The organism is uncultured Tenacibaculum sp. (assembly GCF_947499065.1).
In the GTDB taxonomy this organism is placed as follows: domain Bacteria; phylum Bacteroidota; class Bacteroidia; order Flavobacteriales; family Flavobacteriaceae; genus Polaribacter.
Genome location: NZ_CANMMT010000001.1, coordinates 410,607 through 429,653, shown reverse-complemented (window position 1 = coordinate 429,653; position 19,047 = coordinate 410,607). Strand labels below are relative to the sequence as shown.

13 protein-coding genes are annotated in these 19,047 nt (G+C 30.6%); 10 read left to right on the top strand and 3 right to left on the bottom strand.

The annotated features are described in order from the left end of the window. The 3 genes from Q0958_RS01900 to Q0958_RS01890 all read right to left on the bottom strand — a co-directional run bounded on the left by Q0958_RS01900 (position 1) and on the right by Q0958_RS01890 (position 5,696). On the bottom strand, positions 1-330 hold the full coding sequence (locus Q0958_RS01900; protein ID WP_299118854.1) for a hypothetical protein: 330 nt from the start codon (positions 328-330) through the stop codon (positions 1-3). Positions 331-430: 100 nt separating this feature from the next. Next, positions 431-3,139 (bottom strand): TonB-dependent receptor, encoded by a 2,709-nt coding sequence (locus Q0958_RS01895; protein WP_299118853.1) that lies wholly within the window; start codon positions 3,137-3,139, stop codon positions 431-433. A gap of 217 nt (positions 3,140-3,356) precedes the next feature. Beyond that, entirely contained in the window at positions 3,357-5,696 is a 2,340-nt protein-coding gene (locus Q0958_RS01890; protein ID WP_299118852.1) for a TonB-dependent receptor, read from the bottom strand. Between the two features lie 322 nt (positions 5,697-6,018). Here Q0958_RS01890 and Q0958_RS01885 point away from each other — a divergent pair, with 322 nt between their 5' ends. From Q0958_RS01885 to Q0958_RS01840, 10 genes are all read left to right on the top strand, one after another. After that, on the top strand, positions 6,019-7,176 hold the full coding sequence (locus Q0958_RS01885; RefSeq protein WP_150898260.1) for a homogentisate 1,2-dioxygenase: 1,158 nt from the start codon (positions 6,019-6,021) through the stop codon (positions 7,174-7,176). A gap of 22 nt (positions 7,177-7,198) precedes the next feature. Further along, on the top strand, positions 7,199-8,359 hold the full coding sequence (gene hppD, locus Q0958_RS01880) for a 4-hydroxyphenylpyruvate dioxygenase (RefSeq protein WP_299118844.1): 1,161 nt from the start codon (positions 7,199-7,201) through the stop codon (positions 8,357-8,359). Positions 8,360-8,530: 171 nt separating this feature from the next. After that, complete coding sequence (locus Q0958_RS01875) at positions 8,531-9,448, top strand: tryptophan 2,3-dioxygenase family protein (RefSeq protein ID WP_299118841.1); 918 nt, start codon at positions 8,531-8,533, stop codon at positions 9,446-9,448. A 97-nt stretch (positions 9,449-9,545) separates the two neighbouring features. Then, positions 9,546-10,322, top strand: coding sequence for a DUF3108 domain-containing protein (locus Q0958_RS01870; RefSeq protein WP_299118838.1), 777 nt, complete (start codon positions 9,546-9,548; stop codon positions 10,320-10,322). Between the two features lie 96 nt (positions 10,323-10,418). After that, on the top strand, positions 10,419-11,732 hold the full coding sequence (locus tag Q0958_RS01865) for a peptidoglycan DD-metalloendopeptidase family protein (protein ID WP_299118837.1): 1,314 nt from the start codon (positions 10,419-10,421) through the stop codon (positions 11,730-11,732). A gap of 7 nt (positions 11,733-11,739) precedes the next feature. After that, entirely contained in the window at positions 11,740-13,308 is a 1,569-nt protein-coding gene (gene pgi, locus Q0958_RS01860; RefSeq protein ID WP_299118835.1) for a glucose-6-phosphate isomerase, read from the top strand. 136 nt (positions 13,309-13,444) lie between these two features. Beyond that, positions 13,445-16,651: a TonB-dependent receptor gene (locus tag Q0958_RS01855; RefSeq protein ID WP_299118833.1), complete on the top strand. Its 3,207-nt coding sequence runs from the start codon at positions 13,445-13,447 to the stop codon at positions 16,649-16,651. A 144-nt stretch (positions 16,652-16,795) separates the two neighbouring features. After that, positions 16,796-17,218 carry a hypothetical protein gene (locus Q0958_RS01850; RefSeq protein ID WP_299119970.1) on the top strand — a complete coding sequence of 141 codons (423 nt, stop codon included), beginning with the start codon at positions 16,796-16,798 and terminating at the stop codon, positions 17,216-17,218. A 63-nt stretch (positions 17,219-17,281) separates the two neighbouring features. Further along, positions 17,282-18,010 (top strand): lysophospholipid acyltransferase family protein, encoded by a 729-nt coding sequence (locus Q0958_RS01845; protein WP_299118831.1) that lies wholly within the window; start codon positions 17,282-17,284, stop codon positions 18,008-18,010. A gap of 32 nt (positions 18,011-18,042) precedes the next feature. Continuing rightward, complete coding sequence (locus Q0958_RS01840) at positions 18,043-19,023, top strand: acyl-ACP desaturase (protein ID WP_150898268.1); 981 nt, start codon at positions 18,043-18,045, stop codon at positions 19,021-19,023. Positions 19,024-19,047: the final 24 nt, after the last annotated feature.

Here is a 19,047-nt window from a genome sequence, read left to right as displayed (position 1 = left end):
TTAAAAAATGAATTCGATTAATAAGAGAACAAAAAAAAGAGCAACTAAAGTTTTATAGTTTATAAGCTTTAGTGGAGCTATAACTATTAGTAAACTCATTAGCATTGTTAAAGCTACTAGCCAAAAAAGAATACCTGAGAATAGTCCAAAATGAATACCTGCTATTATCAAGGTAATTAGTAAGAAACTTCCACCTACAATTTTTGATATTTGCTCGTTGCTACGTATCCTTTTTTCTAAATAACTATTTGAAACAATAGTTGTTTTTTGTGAAGTATTGTAAAATAGGTAGCAGCCTAAAAATAGTATGGCTATTAAAATACTTATCATTATTTATTTTTTAATTACAAAACCCTCAGCCATAAAATGACTAAGAGTTTTGAAGCATTTATTTAAATAGATTAATTTATACTACACAAAGTGTTTAGTTTTAAAATTTATAGGTTACAGTACCTAAGAAAGCTCTTGGAGCTTGTGCATTAACAGTACTCCATCCTTTGTAGTAAGTTTCGTTAGTTAAATTATTTACTTTTAACGCAACTCTAAACTTATCAGTATCATAATATGCACCAGCATTAAATACAGTATAGCTTGGTAATGTAAAAGTTCCAGAAATAGCATTGTTAATTGTTAAATGCTCTGAAGCTCCATTAAATCCAGCTCCTAAACCAATGTTCTTTAAGAATTTTCCTTGTTGGAATTTATAATCTGCCCAAAAGTTATATGTAGTTTTTGGACCAGCTTCTTCAGGTCTCCTGTTTAAAAGTTCAGCAACATTTCTATTAGCAAATACACTGTTAGCATCTGTAACTTTACTATCGTTATAAGCATAAGAAGCTCTTAAGTTTAACCCTACAAAAGGACTTGAGTTTGCTTCTAATTCGATTCCTTTACTTACAACCTCTTTAAGATCTATTTGATTTGTTGTTAAGAAAGCAGTTGGATCTGTTGTAGTAACGTTGTTAGCTATAATATGGTAATAAGAAGCACCTAAGTTTAACTTGTTATTGAATAAATTTGTTTTTACTCCTCCTTCAAATTGATTTGCTTTTATAGGTTTAAAGTTTTGTATACCAGTTTGAGTAATAACAGGGTCTTTATTTACAAAACCAGTTTGGTAATTACCAAATACAGATAATTCATTAGGGATTACTTGATATACTACTCCAGCTTTTGGAGAAAAAGTAGTTTTGGTATAATCATCAGCAGTAGTAGCTGTATTACCATCTTGATCAAAGTGATCTACACGTAATCCTAAATTTACAGTTAATTCTGGAGTAACATTTAATACATTTGAAATGTAAGCTGCATAAGTCTTAGAATTTGTTCTAAAGTCATTAACAGGAACGTTACTAAATATATTTTCTAAACTTGCTTTTGTAGGTGAGTATACAGCATTAGGTGTAAATGTTGATGTTTTTACATTTCCTTGTGCATCTAAAAACGCATCGAAATATGGAAGTGCATTAAATCCTCCTCCAACTTGTTGTCCTGTTGCTTGTAATGCACCGACCACAGCTGGATCTAAAGGAAATGGTATAAATGCTTGTGGATTATTAAAGAACCCTAATAATTGTGCAAAACCTGGAGTAGAAGTTATTGTTGGATTTCCATTTTGATTTCTTGAATGTTGAGATCTGCTTACAAAATCTAAACCACCTACAAAACGATTTCTTAAATCACCAATTTTAAAATCACCAATAAAGTTTTGTTGAATATTGTAGTTAGTTGCATTAGCATTACGCTTATCAAAAATTCTTGTAAAAGAAGGTGAAGCTAATAAAGTACCAGACTCAATAAGCATTGGAGTAATGATTGGCGATATAATTGGGTTTACAGGAGCCAATCTTGGGTCAGATAATAGAGGTGCTAATTGTAAAATTGCTGCAGCACCACCATCAATATTATATTGATAAAAACCTTTCGTTCTTGCATAGCTACTTGCAAAAATTGTTTGAGAACTCCATTCGTTAGAAATTTTATAATCTACAATAGTTCTTGTGTTAAAGTTCAAGCTGTTTAAAGCAACATCATTAGACGTAAAAGATTTTTTAGGATTTACATTTAATTCAGTAACATTAGTCGGTACAGTTGGAGTAATTCCAAATGGAGCTAACATAGCTGTTAATCTTCCTTGACCTAATCTGTTAACAAATAACATAGATGGGTTTGTTTGCGAAGTTTTTGCAAATTCAAGACCAAAAGATATGTTTAAACGATTGTTTACTTTATGTATAATTGACGGAGCTACAAAGAAAGAATCTTTAAATCCAGCATCCTGAAAACTATTTTGAGATAAGTTTGTTGCATTTAATCTGAAGTATGTTTTTTCATCATCAGATAAAGGAGTATTGTAGTCTAAAGAAAGTCTGTTAAGTCCAAAAGAGCCAGCAGTAAAAGATACACTACCACCTAATCCTTTGTAAGGTTTTTTAGTAACAATATTAATTAATCCTCCTAAAGAAGTAGCTGTACTACCAAATAAAGTTGCCGAAGGTCCTTTTACCACCTCAATTCTTTCAATATAAGAAGGATCAAGTGCGCTTAAAGTAAAACCTGGCATTCCGTCAACTAATTGTGATTGTGTAGCAAAACCACGTACAGCAAAATAACCAGTTCCCTCACCAGGAGCTCTTCCGGTTGCTTCCCATAATTTACTAATACCTGTAGAATTTACTAGGGCATCTTCAACATTAGTTATAATTTGGGATTCTAATAATTCAGAAGTAACGGTCGAATAAACTTGAGAGTTTTCTAAGTCTTTTAAAGGTAATTTAGAAACATAGGCTGTTTTCTTACGAGAAAACTTATTGTTTCTTGAAGTTACCTCTACTTCTTGTAATAATTCATTTCCTTCATATAAAGTTACTGTTAAATTATTTGAAGCAGTTGCATCAATTACCTTAGTTTTAAAACCAATAAAAGAAATTACTAATTTAAAATTACCAGAAGGAACATTTTTAATTTCAAACTTTCCATCCATGTCAGTTTGTACCCCCTTGTCTGTCCCTTGAATTATGACGTTAACACCTACAATAGATTCGTTGTTATTGTCAACTATAGTACCAGAAATAGAATTCTGAGCTACTAAAACTACCGTAGCTAAGAATAATAGCGCGGTTGTCATTATTGTTTTCATAGTTTTTATTTAGATTTAATTAATTTAGAAAAACAGGGACAAAGATATTTCACAAAAAATTAACAACAAACTTTATTTAGATTAATTTTAGATAATTTTTTATCTCTATTATATTTTAACTGTTTTTTTATATTTATTTTGAAAAGTCAAGTAATTATTTAATGGTTCTACTAAAAAAAAGCCACTTATATATAAGTGACTTTCTTTAATAATGATTTTAAAATAAATTATAATTTATTGATAACCTCCCGTTAATACCAGGTTCTGATTGCCAGTATAAATAACTTCCGTAATTTGCTCCTGAGTATAAATGTTCATTTAAGATGTTGTTTATGTTTAAGCCAATACGAAGTTTATCGTTTTTCCAATGAATTGCACCATCTAATCTGAAATAGTTAGGTAAATCTGTCTGATTATTTGCATTCCAAGTCCAAGAAGATCTATCTACTAAATATTGGTAACCTAATGAAATACCAAATCCTTTTAAAGTACTGTTTTTATTAAATTTGTAGTTAAGCCACCCATTTGTAATATGTTTGGCATGCCCAGCAATTCTATTTCCTACCATAGAAGGAATAGTAGATTTTGTAGTCTTAGCATTCGTATTAGCATAGTTTAATAAAACATCAAATTCTTCTGTGATTTGTGCTGTCATATCAAATTCAAATCCTTTAGATTCTACTTCTCCTAGTTGTACACTAAATTGTTCACCTGTAATATTATTTGGGTCTGGAACTGATAAGTTATTTTTAGTAATCATATATGCAGATAAAGAAGCAGTAATTTTATTATCCATAAGCTTCGTTTTTATTCCTGCTTCAATAATATTACCTGAAATTGGATCAAAAGTTACTCCGTTACGAGGAATACCAGTTGGAGCTAAAAATGATTGATCATATAATCCATAAACAGTTAATTTTGAATTTATATCAGCACTTAAACCAATTCTTGGAGTTATTTTCGATATTTTATTAGCTCCTTTAGGTGTTAGTTCAGTATATCTACCAGCTAAAGTCAGTCTAATTTTATTGTCAATAAAACCTAATTCATCTTGTAAGTACAATGAATTGATTTTTGTACCATAGGTATATACTCCTTGTCTTTCTTTTAAAGGAGTACTTCTATTAAATACTGGAATTACTCTATTTCCATAGGTAGGATTATATATGTTGAAAGGATTGGTTGGTAAGTCTACTAAGACACTTTGACTAAAATCCGCAAAATATTCTTTATCAGTATAATCATAACCTCCTAAAATTTTATGACTAATGTTTCCTGTGTTAAATTTACCATTAGTATATAACTGGAAATATTCACTTTCAGAAATAGCATCCCAAATACCAGTAGTTCTTATTGCATCTCCGTTATTTTGCAAAGAAGCAATCCATGCTGAAGCTCCTTCTTGATCATAACGCATAACAGAATACTGTGCTTCTATTGACCAGTTATCGTTAAAATTATGAGTTAAACGATTTAGCAAGCTAACTTCTTTAATGTCTGTGCTTGGAAAGTTACTATCTATCATAGTAAAGTTTTTATCTAAACTACCATAACCTCTGTCAACAGAACCAAAAACATATGCCGCTCCAATTAAAGTGTTTAGTTTTTGGTAAGTAAACTCTGTAAGAAATGTTGTTTTATCACTTATTTTATAAGAAATAGATGGTGCGATTCCAAAACGCTCTGTATCTTCAAACTTTCTATGACTACCAGTATTTTGATACATTACATTTAATCTAGCTAATAAACGTTTGTCTTCAGTTAATGCACCACCAACATCAGCAGCTGCTCTATAAGTATCAAAGCTACCTCCCATAAAACTAATATTAGCTATTTTTTGTTCAGTAGGTTTTTTTGTTACTACATTATAAAAACCACCAGGTTCCCCCGCAGACATCATAAATCCTGAAGGACCTTTCACAAATTCAATACGATCTACCATAAACATGTCTTCAGATAATGGACCCCAAGAATCTTGGATGTTAAATCCATTTCTAAACGCAGGAAGTCTAAAACCTCTCATGTTAATTCTAGCGAAATGTCCCCAGTGCTCAATATTACTAACACCACTAACGTTTCTAAAAGCTCCATCTAGCATATTGGTTATCATTTGAGTTTCCAATAATTCATTATCAACAACTTGAATGTTTTGTGGTAATTGAGTTATAGGTGTTTTTAAACGTAATGAAGAAGATACCTTATTTTTACTTTTTTTATTACCGTTAATAGTAACTTCGTCTAGTTGATTTAAACTTTCATTTAGTATGATGTCGCCAAGGTTATTCACAGAATTGGGTTTACAACTAAATTCTATTGTTTTAGTTTCATACCCAAGCATTGAAATAGTTATCGAATAATTAGTTGCATTTAAATTCTTGATTTCAAAAGAACCATTATTACCAGTAGTTGCACCTTTATTTGTTCCTTTTAATTTAATATTTACAGAACTAATTGGTGTCTTGTTTTTTTGTAAAACAGTCCCCCTTATAATACTGTTTTGTGCTATTATTGAAGTTGTAAGCAGCAATAATAACGATGTTAAAACATTTTTAATCATTTTGTTTTTATTTAGATTTATTTAAAATAATTGACAAATGTATTTCATAATTTTTCGTAAACAAAGGTTATTTAGAATTATTTTAAATAACTTAGTGTATTTTTTTGAATTCTAAGAAGATATAATGTGTTTTTAAATTTGGTATATTTGTAAGCACACAACAAAAACTAATGAAAATGCATTGGGAAGGTCTTTTAGCGCATTTAAAATATATGATAAAACGCAATCCAGAATAATTACCTTATAAATATTAACGATTAGTAAAAAGAGTAGTGTTTCTTATGAAGAGCACTATATAAAAAATCATTAAAAATATAAGGTTATGCCATTTTATCATAAATTAGGGAAAATCCCACCAAAACGACACACACAATTTCGTAAAGAAGATGGAAGCTTGTATTACGAACAGCTTTTCGGTACCATTGGTTTCGACGGTATGTCAACCAATAGTTATCATGAGCACAGGCCTACCATGGTTAAAGAAATTCGTAAACAATATTCTGTTGCGCCAAAAATAGCGAAAGCTAATAATATACAATCATATCGTTTTAGAGGGTTTCAAGTACCGCCTGAAAACGATTATTTAGAGAGTAGAAAAGTAGTTTTAACAAACTCAGATTGTAATATTATATTATCAGCACCAAAGCATTCAACAAAAGACTATTTTTATAAAAATACCGATGCAGATGAGGTAATTTTCATTCATAAAGGGTCTGGAAAATTACGTACAATGTTAGGTAATATCGATTTTAAATATGGAGATTATCTAGTAATTCCTAGAGGAATAATATATAAATTAGATTTCGATGATGAGAATAATAGACTTTTTATAGTAGAGTCTTACTCTCCAGTATATACACCTAAACGTTATAGAAACTGGTTTGGTCAATTATTAGAGCATTCACCATTTTGTGAACGTGATTTGAGAAGGCCTGAAGAATTAGAAACCTATAATGAATTAGGAGACTTCTTAATTAAAGTAAAAAAACAAGGAGAAATTATAGAAATGGTATATGCTTCACATCCTTTTGATGTGGTAGGTTATGATGGATATAATTTCCCGTATGCGTTTTCAATTCACGATTTTGAACCAATTACTGGTCGTATTCACCAACCGCCACCAGTGCATCAAACATTTGAAACAAACGCATTTGTAATTTGCAGTTTTGTACCAAGATTATACGACTATCATCCGAATGCAATTCCAGCTCCATACAATCATAGTAATATAGACTCTGATGAGGTATTATATTATGTAGATGGTGATTTTATGAGTAGAAACGATATCGATGCAGGGCATATTTCATTACACCCAGCAGGAATCCCTCATGGACCACACCCAGGAGCTACGGAAAGAAGTATTGGAGAAACAGTAACAGAAGAATTGGCTGTAATGGTAGATACTTTTAAACCATTACAAGTAACAGAAGAGGCGATGAAGATTGCAGACGAAGATTATTATAAGTCTTGGTTGGAATAACAATAACTAACAAAACAACATCATGAGTAAAGAGATAAAATCAGTAAACTACGGTTTAGAAAAAATATTTGAAGGAGCACAAGACTTCTTACCACTTTTAGGAACAGATTATGTAGAGTTTTATGTAGGTAATGCAAAACAATCTGCTCACTTTTATAAAACAGCATTTGGTTTTCAGTCATATGCATATAAAGGATTAGAAACAGGATCTACAGATTCTGTAAGCTACGTGTTAACACAAGACAAAATTAAATTAATTTTAACAACACCATTAAATAGTAAATCGCCAATTAACGATCATATCGTAAAGCATGGTGATGGTGTAAAAGTTGTAGCACTATGGGTAGAAGATGCTCGTAAAGCTTGGGAAGAAACAACTTCAAGAGGAGCAAAATCATACATGGAACCTACTGTTGAAACTGATGAGCATGGAGAGGTAGTTCGTGCAGGGATTTATACCTACGGAGAAACAGTACATATGTTTGTAGAACGTAAAAACTACAATGGAGTGTTCTTACCAGGATTTCAAGAATGGAAAACAGATTACAATCCACCAAATGCAGGTTTAAAATACATTGACCACATGGTTGGAAATGTAGGATGGAATCAAATGGATAAATGGGTAAAATGGTATGAAGATGTAATGGGATTTGTAAACTTTTTATCGTTTGATGATAAACAAATTCATACAGAATATTCAGCTTTAATGAGTAAGGTAATGTCTAACGGAAACGGAAGAATTAAGTTTCCAATCAACGAGCCAGCAAAAGCAGCAAAACGTTCTCAAATTGAAGAATATTTAGATTTCTACGAAGGTGAAGGAGTTCAGCATATTGCTGTAGCTACTGATGATATAATTAAAACAGTATCTCAGTTAAAAGCTAATGGAGTTGAGTTTTTACCGCCACCACCACAATCATATTATGATATGATTCCAGAGCGTTTAGGAGAGCATATGGAAATTATGAAAGAAGATATTTCTGAATTACAAAAGTTATCAATACTAGTAGATGCTGATGAAGAGGGATATTTATTACAAATTTTTACAAAACCAGTAGAAGATAGGCCAACTTTATTCTTTGAAATAATTCAACGAATGGGAGCCCGTGGTTTTGGAGCAGGAAACTTCAAAGCATTGTTTGAATCTATTGAAAGAGAACAACAATTAAGAGGTACGCTATAGAGACAAAAGTCTAATCAAAAACAAAAAACCAAGAATCAAAACTTACATGTTATGTTTCTTGGTTTTTAGTTGAAAAAATGGATCGATATTTAAATATAAAATCTCCCTTCTCGTAAAATTCACTAACAAAATCGAAAGTGAATTTTATACCTATTTTTAATAAACAAAACAATGAGTAAAGAAGAAATATTAAAGTCAATAGAAAATAAATACGAAGAATTAGGAGTGCCAGTAGAAGCAATGTTAGAAGGCTTACTGTGGAGTAAACCTATAACCTATTGGGATTATATACAAACCGATGCACTTTTAGGATTACAAATCCCTAGAACAACACAACCAGATGAAATGGTATTTATCATGTATCATCAAGTAAATGAGTTGTTGTTCAAAATGATTCTATGGGAAATAGATCAAGTTGCAAAATCAAATGAAATATCTGCAGAAAAATTTACTAAACATCTAATGAGAATTAGTAGGTATTTTGATGTTTTAAGTAGTTCTTTTTCAGTAATGGGAGAAGGAATGGATGTGGAGCAATATTTAAAATTTAGAAATACCTTAACTCCAGCAAGTGGTTTCCAAAGTGCACAATACAGAAAAATAGAATTTGCATCAACAGAGTTAATCAACTTAATTGATGCCCGTTTTAGAGATACCATTGATAGGGATTCTTCATTTAAGAATGCTTACGATCATTTGTATTGGCAAGCAGCAGGTAAAAATTATTCAACAGGACAAAAAACTACCTTATTAAAGTTATTTGAAAAGAAATATATGGGTGAGTTTATTGATTTTATGGAAGATTATAACGATTGTAATCTTTCAAAAAAGTTTAAGCAATTGCCTAAAGAAGTTCAAGAGAATAAAGAGTTAATAGAAGCAATGCGTCATTACGATTATACAGTTAATGTAAAGTGGGTAATGGCACATTATAATGCAGCAGGTAAATATTTAGGAGGAGATGATACGGCACTTGAAGCAACAGGTGGAAGTAATTGGAGAAAATATTTACACCCAAAATATCAGCGAAGAATTTTCTTTCCATATTTATGGAGTGAAGAAGAGCTGAAAAACTGGGGTACATTTTAGTTTTAACATTATAATAAGTTTAAAAAGAGGTTAGTTTTAATCTCTTTTTTTATTTTGGAATGGTAATTGTCTATCATTTTTCATAAGTTTGAATGTCATGAAGAAAAAGATACTTTTTATTTCCATATTGTTTTTTGCTATACAAAGTTTTAGTCAAGAAAAAATAACAGCATTTAAAGACGGTGAATGGTTAAAGTTTAAAATGAGTTACAGCGGCTTTTTAAAAGCTGGTAATGCTACGTTATCATTAAAGGAAGAAAACTTGAAGGGTGAAAAGGTGTTGCATGCTACAGGAAAAGGATGGACAACAGGGATGATTAAATGGTTTTTTAAAGTAGATGATAATTACCAATCATATTTTGATAAGAATACAGGGAAACCATATTTATTCAAAAGAAAAATAGATGAGGGAGGTTATAAAAAGAATCGTCAAGTAACATTTAACCATAAAAATAATACAGCATATGTACAGGACTTTCTAAAACAAAAAGATAGTATTATTTCTATAAAAGGTCCACAGGATATGATTTCTACTTTCTATTTTTTAAGAAGTCACGATACCCAAAAGATGAAAAAAGGGGAAGAGATAAAAGTAGATATGTTTATGGATGATAAAACCTATCCTTTTAAATTACGTTTTTTAGGGTTTGAAATTTTAAAAACAAAATTTGGTAAGGTAAGGACACAAAAGTTTAGACCTTTGGTACAAGCAGGAAGAGTTTTTAAAGCTCAAGAAAGTGTAACTGTTTGGATTACTGCCGATGATAATAAGATTCCAATAAAAATGAAAGCATCATTGTCTGTTGGCTCACTACGTGCTGAATTAGAAGCCTATAAAGGTTTAGCAAATCCATTTGAAATTATAGTTGATTAATAGTAAGTTATAAGATGTTTAGATATTGTTAAAGTGTTAAAAGCAAAAGTTTTTATTTGTACTTTTGCGCACAAACTCAATTTTAAAACAACTTTTTTGAAAAAACACATCCTCCCATTTCTTGGTCTCGTATTTTTATTTTTTATCTCGTGTAAAGAAGAAAAGAAAGCTCCCGTAGAACCAGTTGTTAAAATTGAAAAACCTAAGCCAGTCTATGTATTTGGATACAATTTAGATGATTACAATATTGTCAATGATACCATTAAAAATGGAGAGAGTTTTGGTATTATATTAGATAGACATCATGTGATGTATCCAAAAATTAATCAAATTGCGACAAAAATAAAAGACACTTTTGATGTAAGAAGGATTCGTTCAGGAAAAGCATATACTATTTTAACATCTAAAGATTCATTAGCAAAAGCACAAGTTTTTATTTATAAACAGGATAAGGTAAATGCAATGATAGTAGACTTTAAAGACTCTATTATATCTGCATATAGATTTAAGAAAAAAGTAAAAACGGTTGAAAAGGAAATAGCCGGAGAAATATATTCAAGTTTATCAGTAACTATGGATAGCTTAGGATTAAGACCTACTTTAACAAATACTGTTGCCGATATTTATGCATGGACTCTTGATTTTTACAGATTACAAAAAGGAGACAAATTTAAATTAATTTACGAAGAGCGTTTTATTAATGATACTACGTTTGTTGGATATGGAGAAATAAAAGCAGCCGTTTTCAATCATAAAGGAGAAGATTTACACGCTTATAAGTTTGTGGCAGATTCTATTAAGAATATTGCAGAATATTATGATGAAAAAGGAAATATGCTAAGACGTGCTTTTCTAAAGTCACCAATAAAATTTCAATATAGAATCTCTTCTAGATATAATTTAAGAAGACGTATTAAGTTATACGGAAATAGAATTAGAGCACATAGAGGAACCGATTTTGCAGCTAAATATGGAACACCTATTATGACCACGGCTAGTGGAACGGTTGTTGAATCTGCCAGAAGAGGAGGAAACGGTAACTACGTAAAAGTAAAACATAATAGTACTTACTCAACACAATACTTACATATGAAACGAAGAAATGTAAGAGTAGGTGATTATGTAAAACAAGGAGATATTATAGGTTGGGTAGGAATGACAGGAAATACAAGTGGACCACATGTATGTTATCGTTTTTGGAAATATGGAAGACAAGTCGATCCTTTTAGACAAAAACTACCATCTGCAGAACCATTAGATCCAAAAATAAAACCAACTTTTTTTAAGTTTATAGAACCATTAAAAAAACAGTTGGATACTATATCTTTTCCAGAAAAGAAACCTAAAATAGCAGAAGAAAAAAAAGATACACTTTTAGCTAAGAAATTAGAAGTAATAGAAAAACACTAAATCAATTATGCCTTTACCAAACATAAATCCAACTCAAACTGAGTCATGGAAAAAGTTGACAGAACATTTTAACGAAGCAAAAAACAATAGTTTAAAAGAGTTATTTCTAAAGGATAAGAATAGGAAGAAAAATTTTTCTATTTGTTATAATGATTTTGAAGTAGATTATTCAAAAAACCATATAACAGAAGAAACAATTAGTTTATTGGTTTCTCTAGCAAAAGAAGTAGGTTTAGAAGAAGCAATAGAAAAATGTTTTTCAGGAGAAAAAATAAATGAAACAGAAAATAGAGCAGTATTACATACAGCTTTAAGAAGTAATTCTGAAGAGCCTATCCTTGTAGATGGTAAAGATATAAAGCCTAAAGTACAAACAGCTTTAAGAAAAATAAAAAGCTTTAGTAATAAAGTTATTTCAGGAAAGTGGAAAGGATATACAGGTAAGTCAATTACCGATGTAGTTAATATTGGTATAGGAGGTTCAGATCTTGGTCCTGATATGGTAGTGGAAGCATTACAATATTATAAGAACAAACTAAATACACATTTTGTTTCTAATATAGATGGTGATCATGTTTCAGAAATATTAAAAAAGTTAGACCCTAAAACTACATTATTTGTAATAGTATCAAAAACGTTTACAACTCAAGAAACATTAACTAATGCAAATACTATTAGAGATTGGTTTTTAAAATCAGCTACAGTTTTTGATATTACTAAACATTTCGTTGCGGTATCTACCAATTTAGAGGCAGTAAATAGTTTTGGTATAGACAAGAAAAATATTTTCCCAATGTGGGATTGGGTTGGTGGAAGATTTTCTTTATGGTCAGCCGTTGGTTTATCAATAAGTTTATCGGTAGGTTATGATAACTTTAAAGAGTTATTGAATGGAGCTGAAGAAATGGATGTTCATTTTAAAACAGCTGATTTCGATAAAAACATTCCCGTAATTTTAGCACTGTTAAGTATTTGGTATAATAATTTTTATGGAAGTGAAACAGAGGCAGTACTTCCATATAGTCAATACTTATCCAAACTTCCTGCATATTTACAACAAGCTATTATGGAAAGTAATGGTAAAGGAGTGGATAGAAATGGAGAAGAAATAGATTATCAAACAGGAACAATTGTTTGGGGAAGTACAGGAACGAATATGCAACATGCATTTATGCAATTAGTTCATCAAGGAACAAAATTGATTCCAACTGACTTTATTGGATATGAAGAATCATTATATGGTTTAACAGATCACCATAAAAAGTTAATGGCTAATTATTATGCACAAATGGATGCATTAGCTTATGGAAAGACAAAAGAAGAGGTACACTTGGAGTTAAAGACAGAAAATAAGCTAGACCAAATAAATAAATTACTTCCTTATAAAGTATTTAAAGGAAATAGACCAAGTAACTCACTTTTGTTTAAAAAATTGACTCCAAAAACATTAGGAATGTTAATTTCAACTTATGAACATAAAATATTTACACAAGGAATAGTGTGGAATATATACTCTTTTGATCAGTTTGGTGTTGAATTAGGGAAAGAACTTGCTAAAAAAATGCTAAAAAACTAAAAAAAGCATTAAAATTTAACTTCTTGTTTATCAGGTATTGTTAAGCCAATGTTAAAAAACTTAACATTAAGTTAATATTAACAAGGTATAAAAGCAAGACCTTTGCCTCCGCATTTAATAACAATTAGATTAAACAATGAGAAAATTTAAAAATGTTTTACTTGTGGCCTTATTCTTTGTATCGGCTACAATTTTAGGACAGGGAGTTACTTCCTCTTCAATGGGAGGAAAAGTAATTGATGGTTTCGATGAAGCATTACCAGGGGCTAATATTTTAGTTGTACACATGCCTACAGGTACTAAGTATGGAGCATCAACAAATTTAGATGGATTTTACAGAATTTCAAATATGAGATCTGGTGGACCTTATAAAGTTACAATTTCTTTTGTAGGGTATAAAACTTATGAAAAAGAAGGTTTGTTTTTAAGCTTAGGTGATTCAGAAACTGTAAACGCTAAATTAGCTGAGGATTCAAACATGTTAACAGAAATTGTAGTAGTAGCTAATACTACTAATCAAAAGGATGGTTCAGAAACAAAAGTATCTAGAAAACAAATTTCTGCTTTACCATCTATTTCGAGATCTATTTCTGATTTTGCTAGATTAACACCACAAGCTCAGATAAGTGGAGATAATACGATTTCAATTGGAGGTCAAAATAATAGATATAACGCTATTTATTTAGATGGAGCTGTTAATAATGATGTATTTGGTTTAGCTAGTTCAGGAACAAATGGAGGGCAAACAGGAGTTAGTCCTATATCTTTAGATGCAATTGATCAGTTTCAGATTAATATAGCACCTTTCGACGTAAGACAATCTGGTTTTGCTGGAGGATCTATTAACGCAATAACAAAGTCAGGTACTAATCAAACACAAGCATCTGTTTATTCTTTTTTCAGAAATGAAAAATTAGCAGGTAAAACACCAGTTGATATTGCTGGTACTAACGAAAGAGTTAGATTAGCTGAATTTACAGCTTTAACTTATGGAGCTAGAATTGGAGGAGCAATTAAAAAGGATAAATTATTCTATTTTGTTAACTACGAAAGACAAGATAATGAAACTCCTAGAGCTTTTTTCACAGATAATTATACTGGAGATACTGACGCAGCTGGTTTAGCTAACTTATCTCAATTTATAGCAAACGAATACGGATATAACGTAGGAGGATTTAATAATGCAATTTCTTCATTAAAAAGTGATAAGTTAATTGCTAAGATAGATTGGAACATTAACGATAACCACAAGTTATCTTTAAAGCACTCTTATGTAAAAGGAGTAAATAATAATGCAAATTCATCTTCTACAAGAAGTATCAATTTTTCAAATGGTAACCAAGTTTTCGAATCAGTTACTAATACATCTACTTTAGAATTAAACTCTACTTTTGGTAGTAAATATTCTAACAACTTAGTAGTAGGTTATACAAAAGTTAAAGATGATAGAGGATTTAATGGTAGTCCTTTTCCTAATGTAAGAATTAGAGATGGTAGAGGTAGTATTACTTTTGGATCAGAGCCTTTTTCTACAGCAAACTTATTAGAGACAGATATATTAACAATTACTGATAATTTTGAAATTTACGCTGGAGCTCATAAAGTTACTATAGGTACTCACAATGAATTTTCATCTATTAACAATGTTTTCTTTGGAAGAAACTTTGGATATTATGAATTTAGTAATGTAAATGATTTCTTAGCAAAACAAAAAGCTATTAGATATCGTTTAGGTTATTCTTTAATTGGAGGTAATGGAGATACTTCATTAGGAGCTGCAAAATTTGATGCTTATCAATTAGGTGTATATTTCCAAGATGAAATTACATTTTCTGACAGACTTAAAGTAACAGCAGGTTTACGTTTTGATGTTCCTTTCTGGGAAAATGGAAGAACAAATGCAGACTTTAACACTAGAACAGTTAATTTATTAACTGCTGCTGGTAAAAATTTACAAGGAGCTAGAGTAGGTAAAGGAATTGACTCTAAGTTACATATTTCTCCAAGAGTTGGATTTACATGGGATGTTAAAGGAGATAAGAGTACAAAAATCCGTGGAGGATTTGGTATCTTTACTTCAAGAGTACCTTTAGTATGGCCAGGAGGAGCTTATAACAATAATGGAGTTACATCAGGAAGAATTGATAACCGTTCTAGTAGAGGTGACTTTATACCAGATTTTAATCCTGACGTTAATTCTCAATATAAAGATCCAGCACCTGGTTCAGGTTCTACAGGAGGTGTAGTTGATTTATTTGCAGCAGACTTTATGTTACCTCAAGTTTTTAAAACAAACTTAGCAATTGATCAAAAATTACCAGCTAATTTTAATATCTCTGCAGATTTTATCTGGAATGATAATATCAGAGCTATTAAATATGAAAACTTAAATATAGAAGGACCTCAGTTTAAAACTACTGAACCAGGAAGTAGACCAAATTATGGATACAAGAGAGTAGATAATGCTTATCAAGGAGTGTATTTAGCATCTAATACAAATGAAGGTCACTCATGGAACTTCTCAACAACATTAAGTAAAAACTTTTATTCAGATTTTATTGATGTAAGAGCACAAGCTTCATATTCTTATGGTGATTCTTATGTAATCAATGATGGAACTTCTTCTCAAAACAGTTCTCAATGGGCAAGAGTAGAAAATATTAATGGAGCTAACGATTTAGGTTTATCAAGATCTGATTTTGCTCAAGGACATAGAGTATTATCTAATGCATCTATTGATTTCAAATGGAATGATTGGAATAAAACAACTTTAGGGTTATTTTATGATGCAGGTCAAGGAAATGTATTTAGTTACATATACAACGATAGAGGAGCATTAGCTTCTGATTCTGGAGCATCTAATTCATTAATTTATGTACCTTCTAGCGCATCTGAAATTAATTTAATCGACGATGGTACTTATACAGCAGCTCAGCAATGGACAGATTTAAACAACTTTATTGAAAGTAATGATTATCTTAGAAGTAGAAGAGGTCAGTTTGCTGAAAGAAATGGAGATAGATCTAGATGGAGCCATGTAGTAGATTTAAAATTTGCTCATGAGTTTAAATTAAAAGGAAAGAAAAATTCTCACGCAATAGAATTAACTGCAGATATTTTTAACTTCACAAACTTATTAAATAAGAATTGGGGTAAAAGATATTTCTCAGGAAGTTTCAATGCTGTACAGTTAATAAACTTCGAAGGATTTGAAGCGGATGGTACTACTCCAAGATATACTTATGATCCAAGAGCAGAAACATCACTTAATAGATCTGATGATAGTGGATTAAACTCATCAAGATGGCAAATGCAATTAGGAGTTAGATATAAGTTTAATTAAAACTTAGTTTAATAAAATTTAAAACCACCTCAATTGAGGTGGTTTTTTTATGCATAAAAAACAGTAACTTTGCAAGCAACAAAAACTAACAAATTTTGATGTAATTATTAGTTGCATCACTCTATAAAATTAAGTGAAGATATGATGAAAACAATACATTCTTATTGGGCGTATATAGTATTAGCCGTATTAGTTTATACAGTTGTAAATGCAATAATTGGTTTAGTACAAAAAAAAGAATTTACTCATAAAGAATTCCGTTTAGGTTTATTTACTTTAATAACGGCCCACATTCAATTATTAATAGGTTTAGGATGGTATTTTATGTCTCCTTGGTATAAAGCCTTAAAAAGTAATGGAGGAGAGGTAATGAAAGATTCTGGAGCACGTTTGTTGGCTTTAGAGCATCCAATAATGATGATTATAGCTATTGTTTTAATAACAATTGGTTGGTCAAAACATAAAAAGCAAGTTAAGAGTGAAGCAAAATTTAAAACTTTTGCAATTTTTTATGGATTAGCATTAGTAATAGTGCTATCGAGAATTCCATGGAATAATTGGTTTTAACACAGATATATAGTCCCGCTTTCGCGGGATTTTTTATTTTTGCAGATTATTAAAAATAAAACAATGAAATTCTTAAGCTATATATTGTCATCAATTTTTGCATTGGTGTTCTTTTCTCTACTATTAATATTCCATCCTTTGCAATGGATTGGCCTAAAATTATTTGGTCAAAAAGGGCATCAAAACGTGGTAGATATTATGAATTGGTTTTTAATTAAATCACTTCTAATCTTAGGAATTAGAGTAAAAGTTGAGAATAAACAAAATTTACCTGAAGACACAACACTAATTTTTGTTGCAAATCATCAAAGTACATTTGATATTCCGCCAATTATTTGGTATTTTAGGAAACACTACCCAAAATTTGTATCCAAAAAAGAACTAGGAAAAGGAATTCCAAGTATCTCTTTCAATTTAAAACATGGAGGAGCAGCTTTAATTGATCGAAAAGATTCTAGACAAGCTTTAACAGAGTTAGCAAGTTTTTCAAAAAGAATTAATAAAAATAAATGGTCTGCAGCTATATTTCCAGAAGGAACAAGAAGTAGAACAGGAAAACCTAAATCATTTTCAGTTAATGGTCTTAAAATGATTACAAAATATAATCCTGAAGCGTATATTGTACCACTAACAATTAACAATTCATGGAAAGTGTTTAAGTATGGTAAATTTCCATTAGGATTAGGAAGTCCCATAAAAATTAAAACACACCAACCAATAAAAATTGATAGTTTACCGTTTGATGAGTTGATAGCAAATGTAGAGACCACCATCAAAGAGTCAATTGAATAACCCCCTTATAAAAATTAAAATTAAATATAATTATGTCATTACAAAACATTCGAAAGGAAGTAATGCAAACGCTGGAAAAAAATATTGACAGTTTTGTAGACAAATTCTTAATCCCAATTGAAAAAATTTGGCAACCAACAGATTTTTTACCAAATTCTCAAAAAGATTCTTTTATAGAAGAAGTAAAAGAAATTCAAGAGCTTTCTAAAGAGCTTGATGATGATTTTTGGGTAGTTTTGGTTGGAGACACAATCACAGAAGAAGCTTTACCAACATATGAGTCTTGGTTATTAGATTTAGATGGAGTAACACAGCAACCAGATAATGGTTGGGCAAAATGGGTTCGCGCTTGGACAGCAGAAGAAAATCGTCATGGAGACGTATTAAACAAGTATTTATACCTTTCTGGAAGAGTAAATATGCGTGAAGTTGAAATTTCTACTCAGCATTTAATTGCTGATGGTTTTGATATTGGAACAGCTACTGATCCATATAAAAACTTTGTGTATACAAGCTTCCAAGAATTAGCAACATACATTTCACATAATAATGTAGCTAAGATAGCTAAGAAAAAAGGACATAAAGCTTTAGCAAAAATGTCTAAAATTATAGCAGGAGACGAAATGCGTCATCACATTGCTTATACAGATTTTGTGAAGGAAATATTTAAAATAGATCCGAGTGAAATGATGTTAGCTTTTCAACACATGATGAAACACAAAATAGTAATGCCTGCAATGCATTTAAGAGAGTCTTTTGGAGAAAAAGGAAGTTTATTTGATGATTTCTCTACAGTAGCTCAAAGAATAGGTGTATACACAGGTTTTGACTATGTTGACATTTTAAGGAAGTTAAACAAAGCTTGGGAGATTGATAAAATCACCGGTTTAACTCCAGAGGCAGAAAAAGCAAGAGACTACTTAATGAAGTTGCCAGATAGAATGTATCGAATTACAGAACGTATTGTAGTTCCAGATACCAAGTTTAATTTTAAGTGGATGATACCAGCTTAAAACAAAAAAGCAACCTTTAAAAGG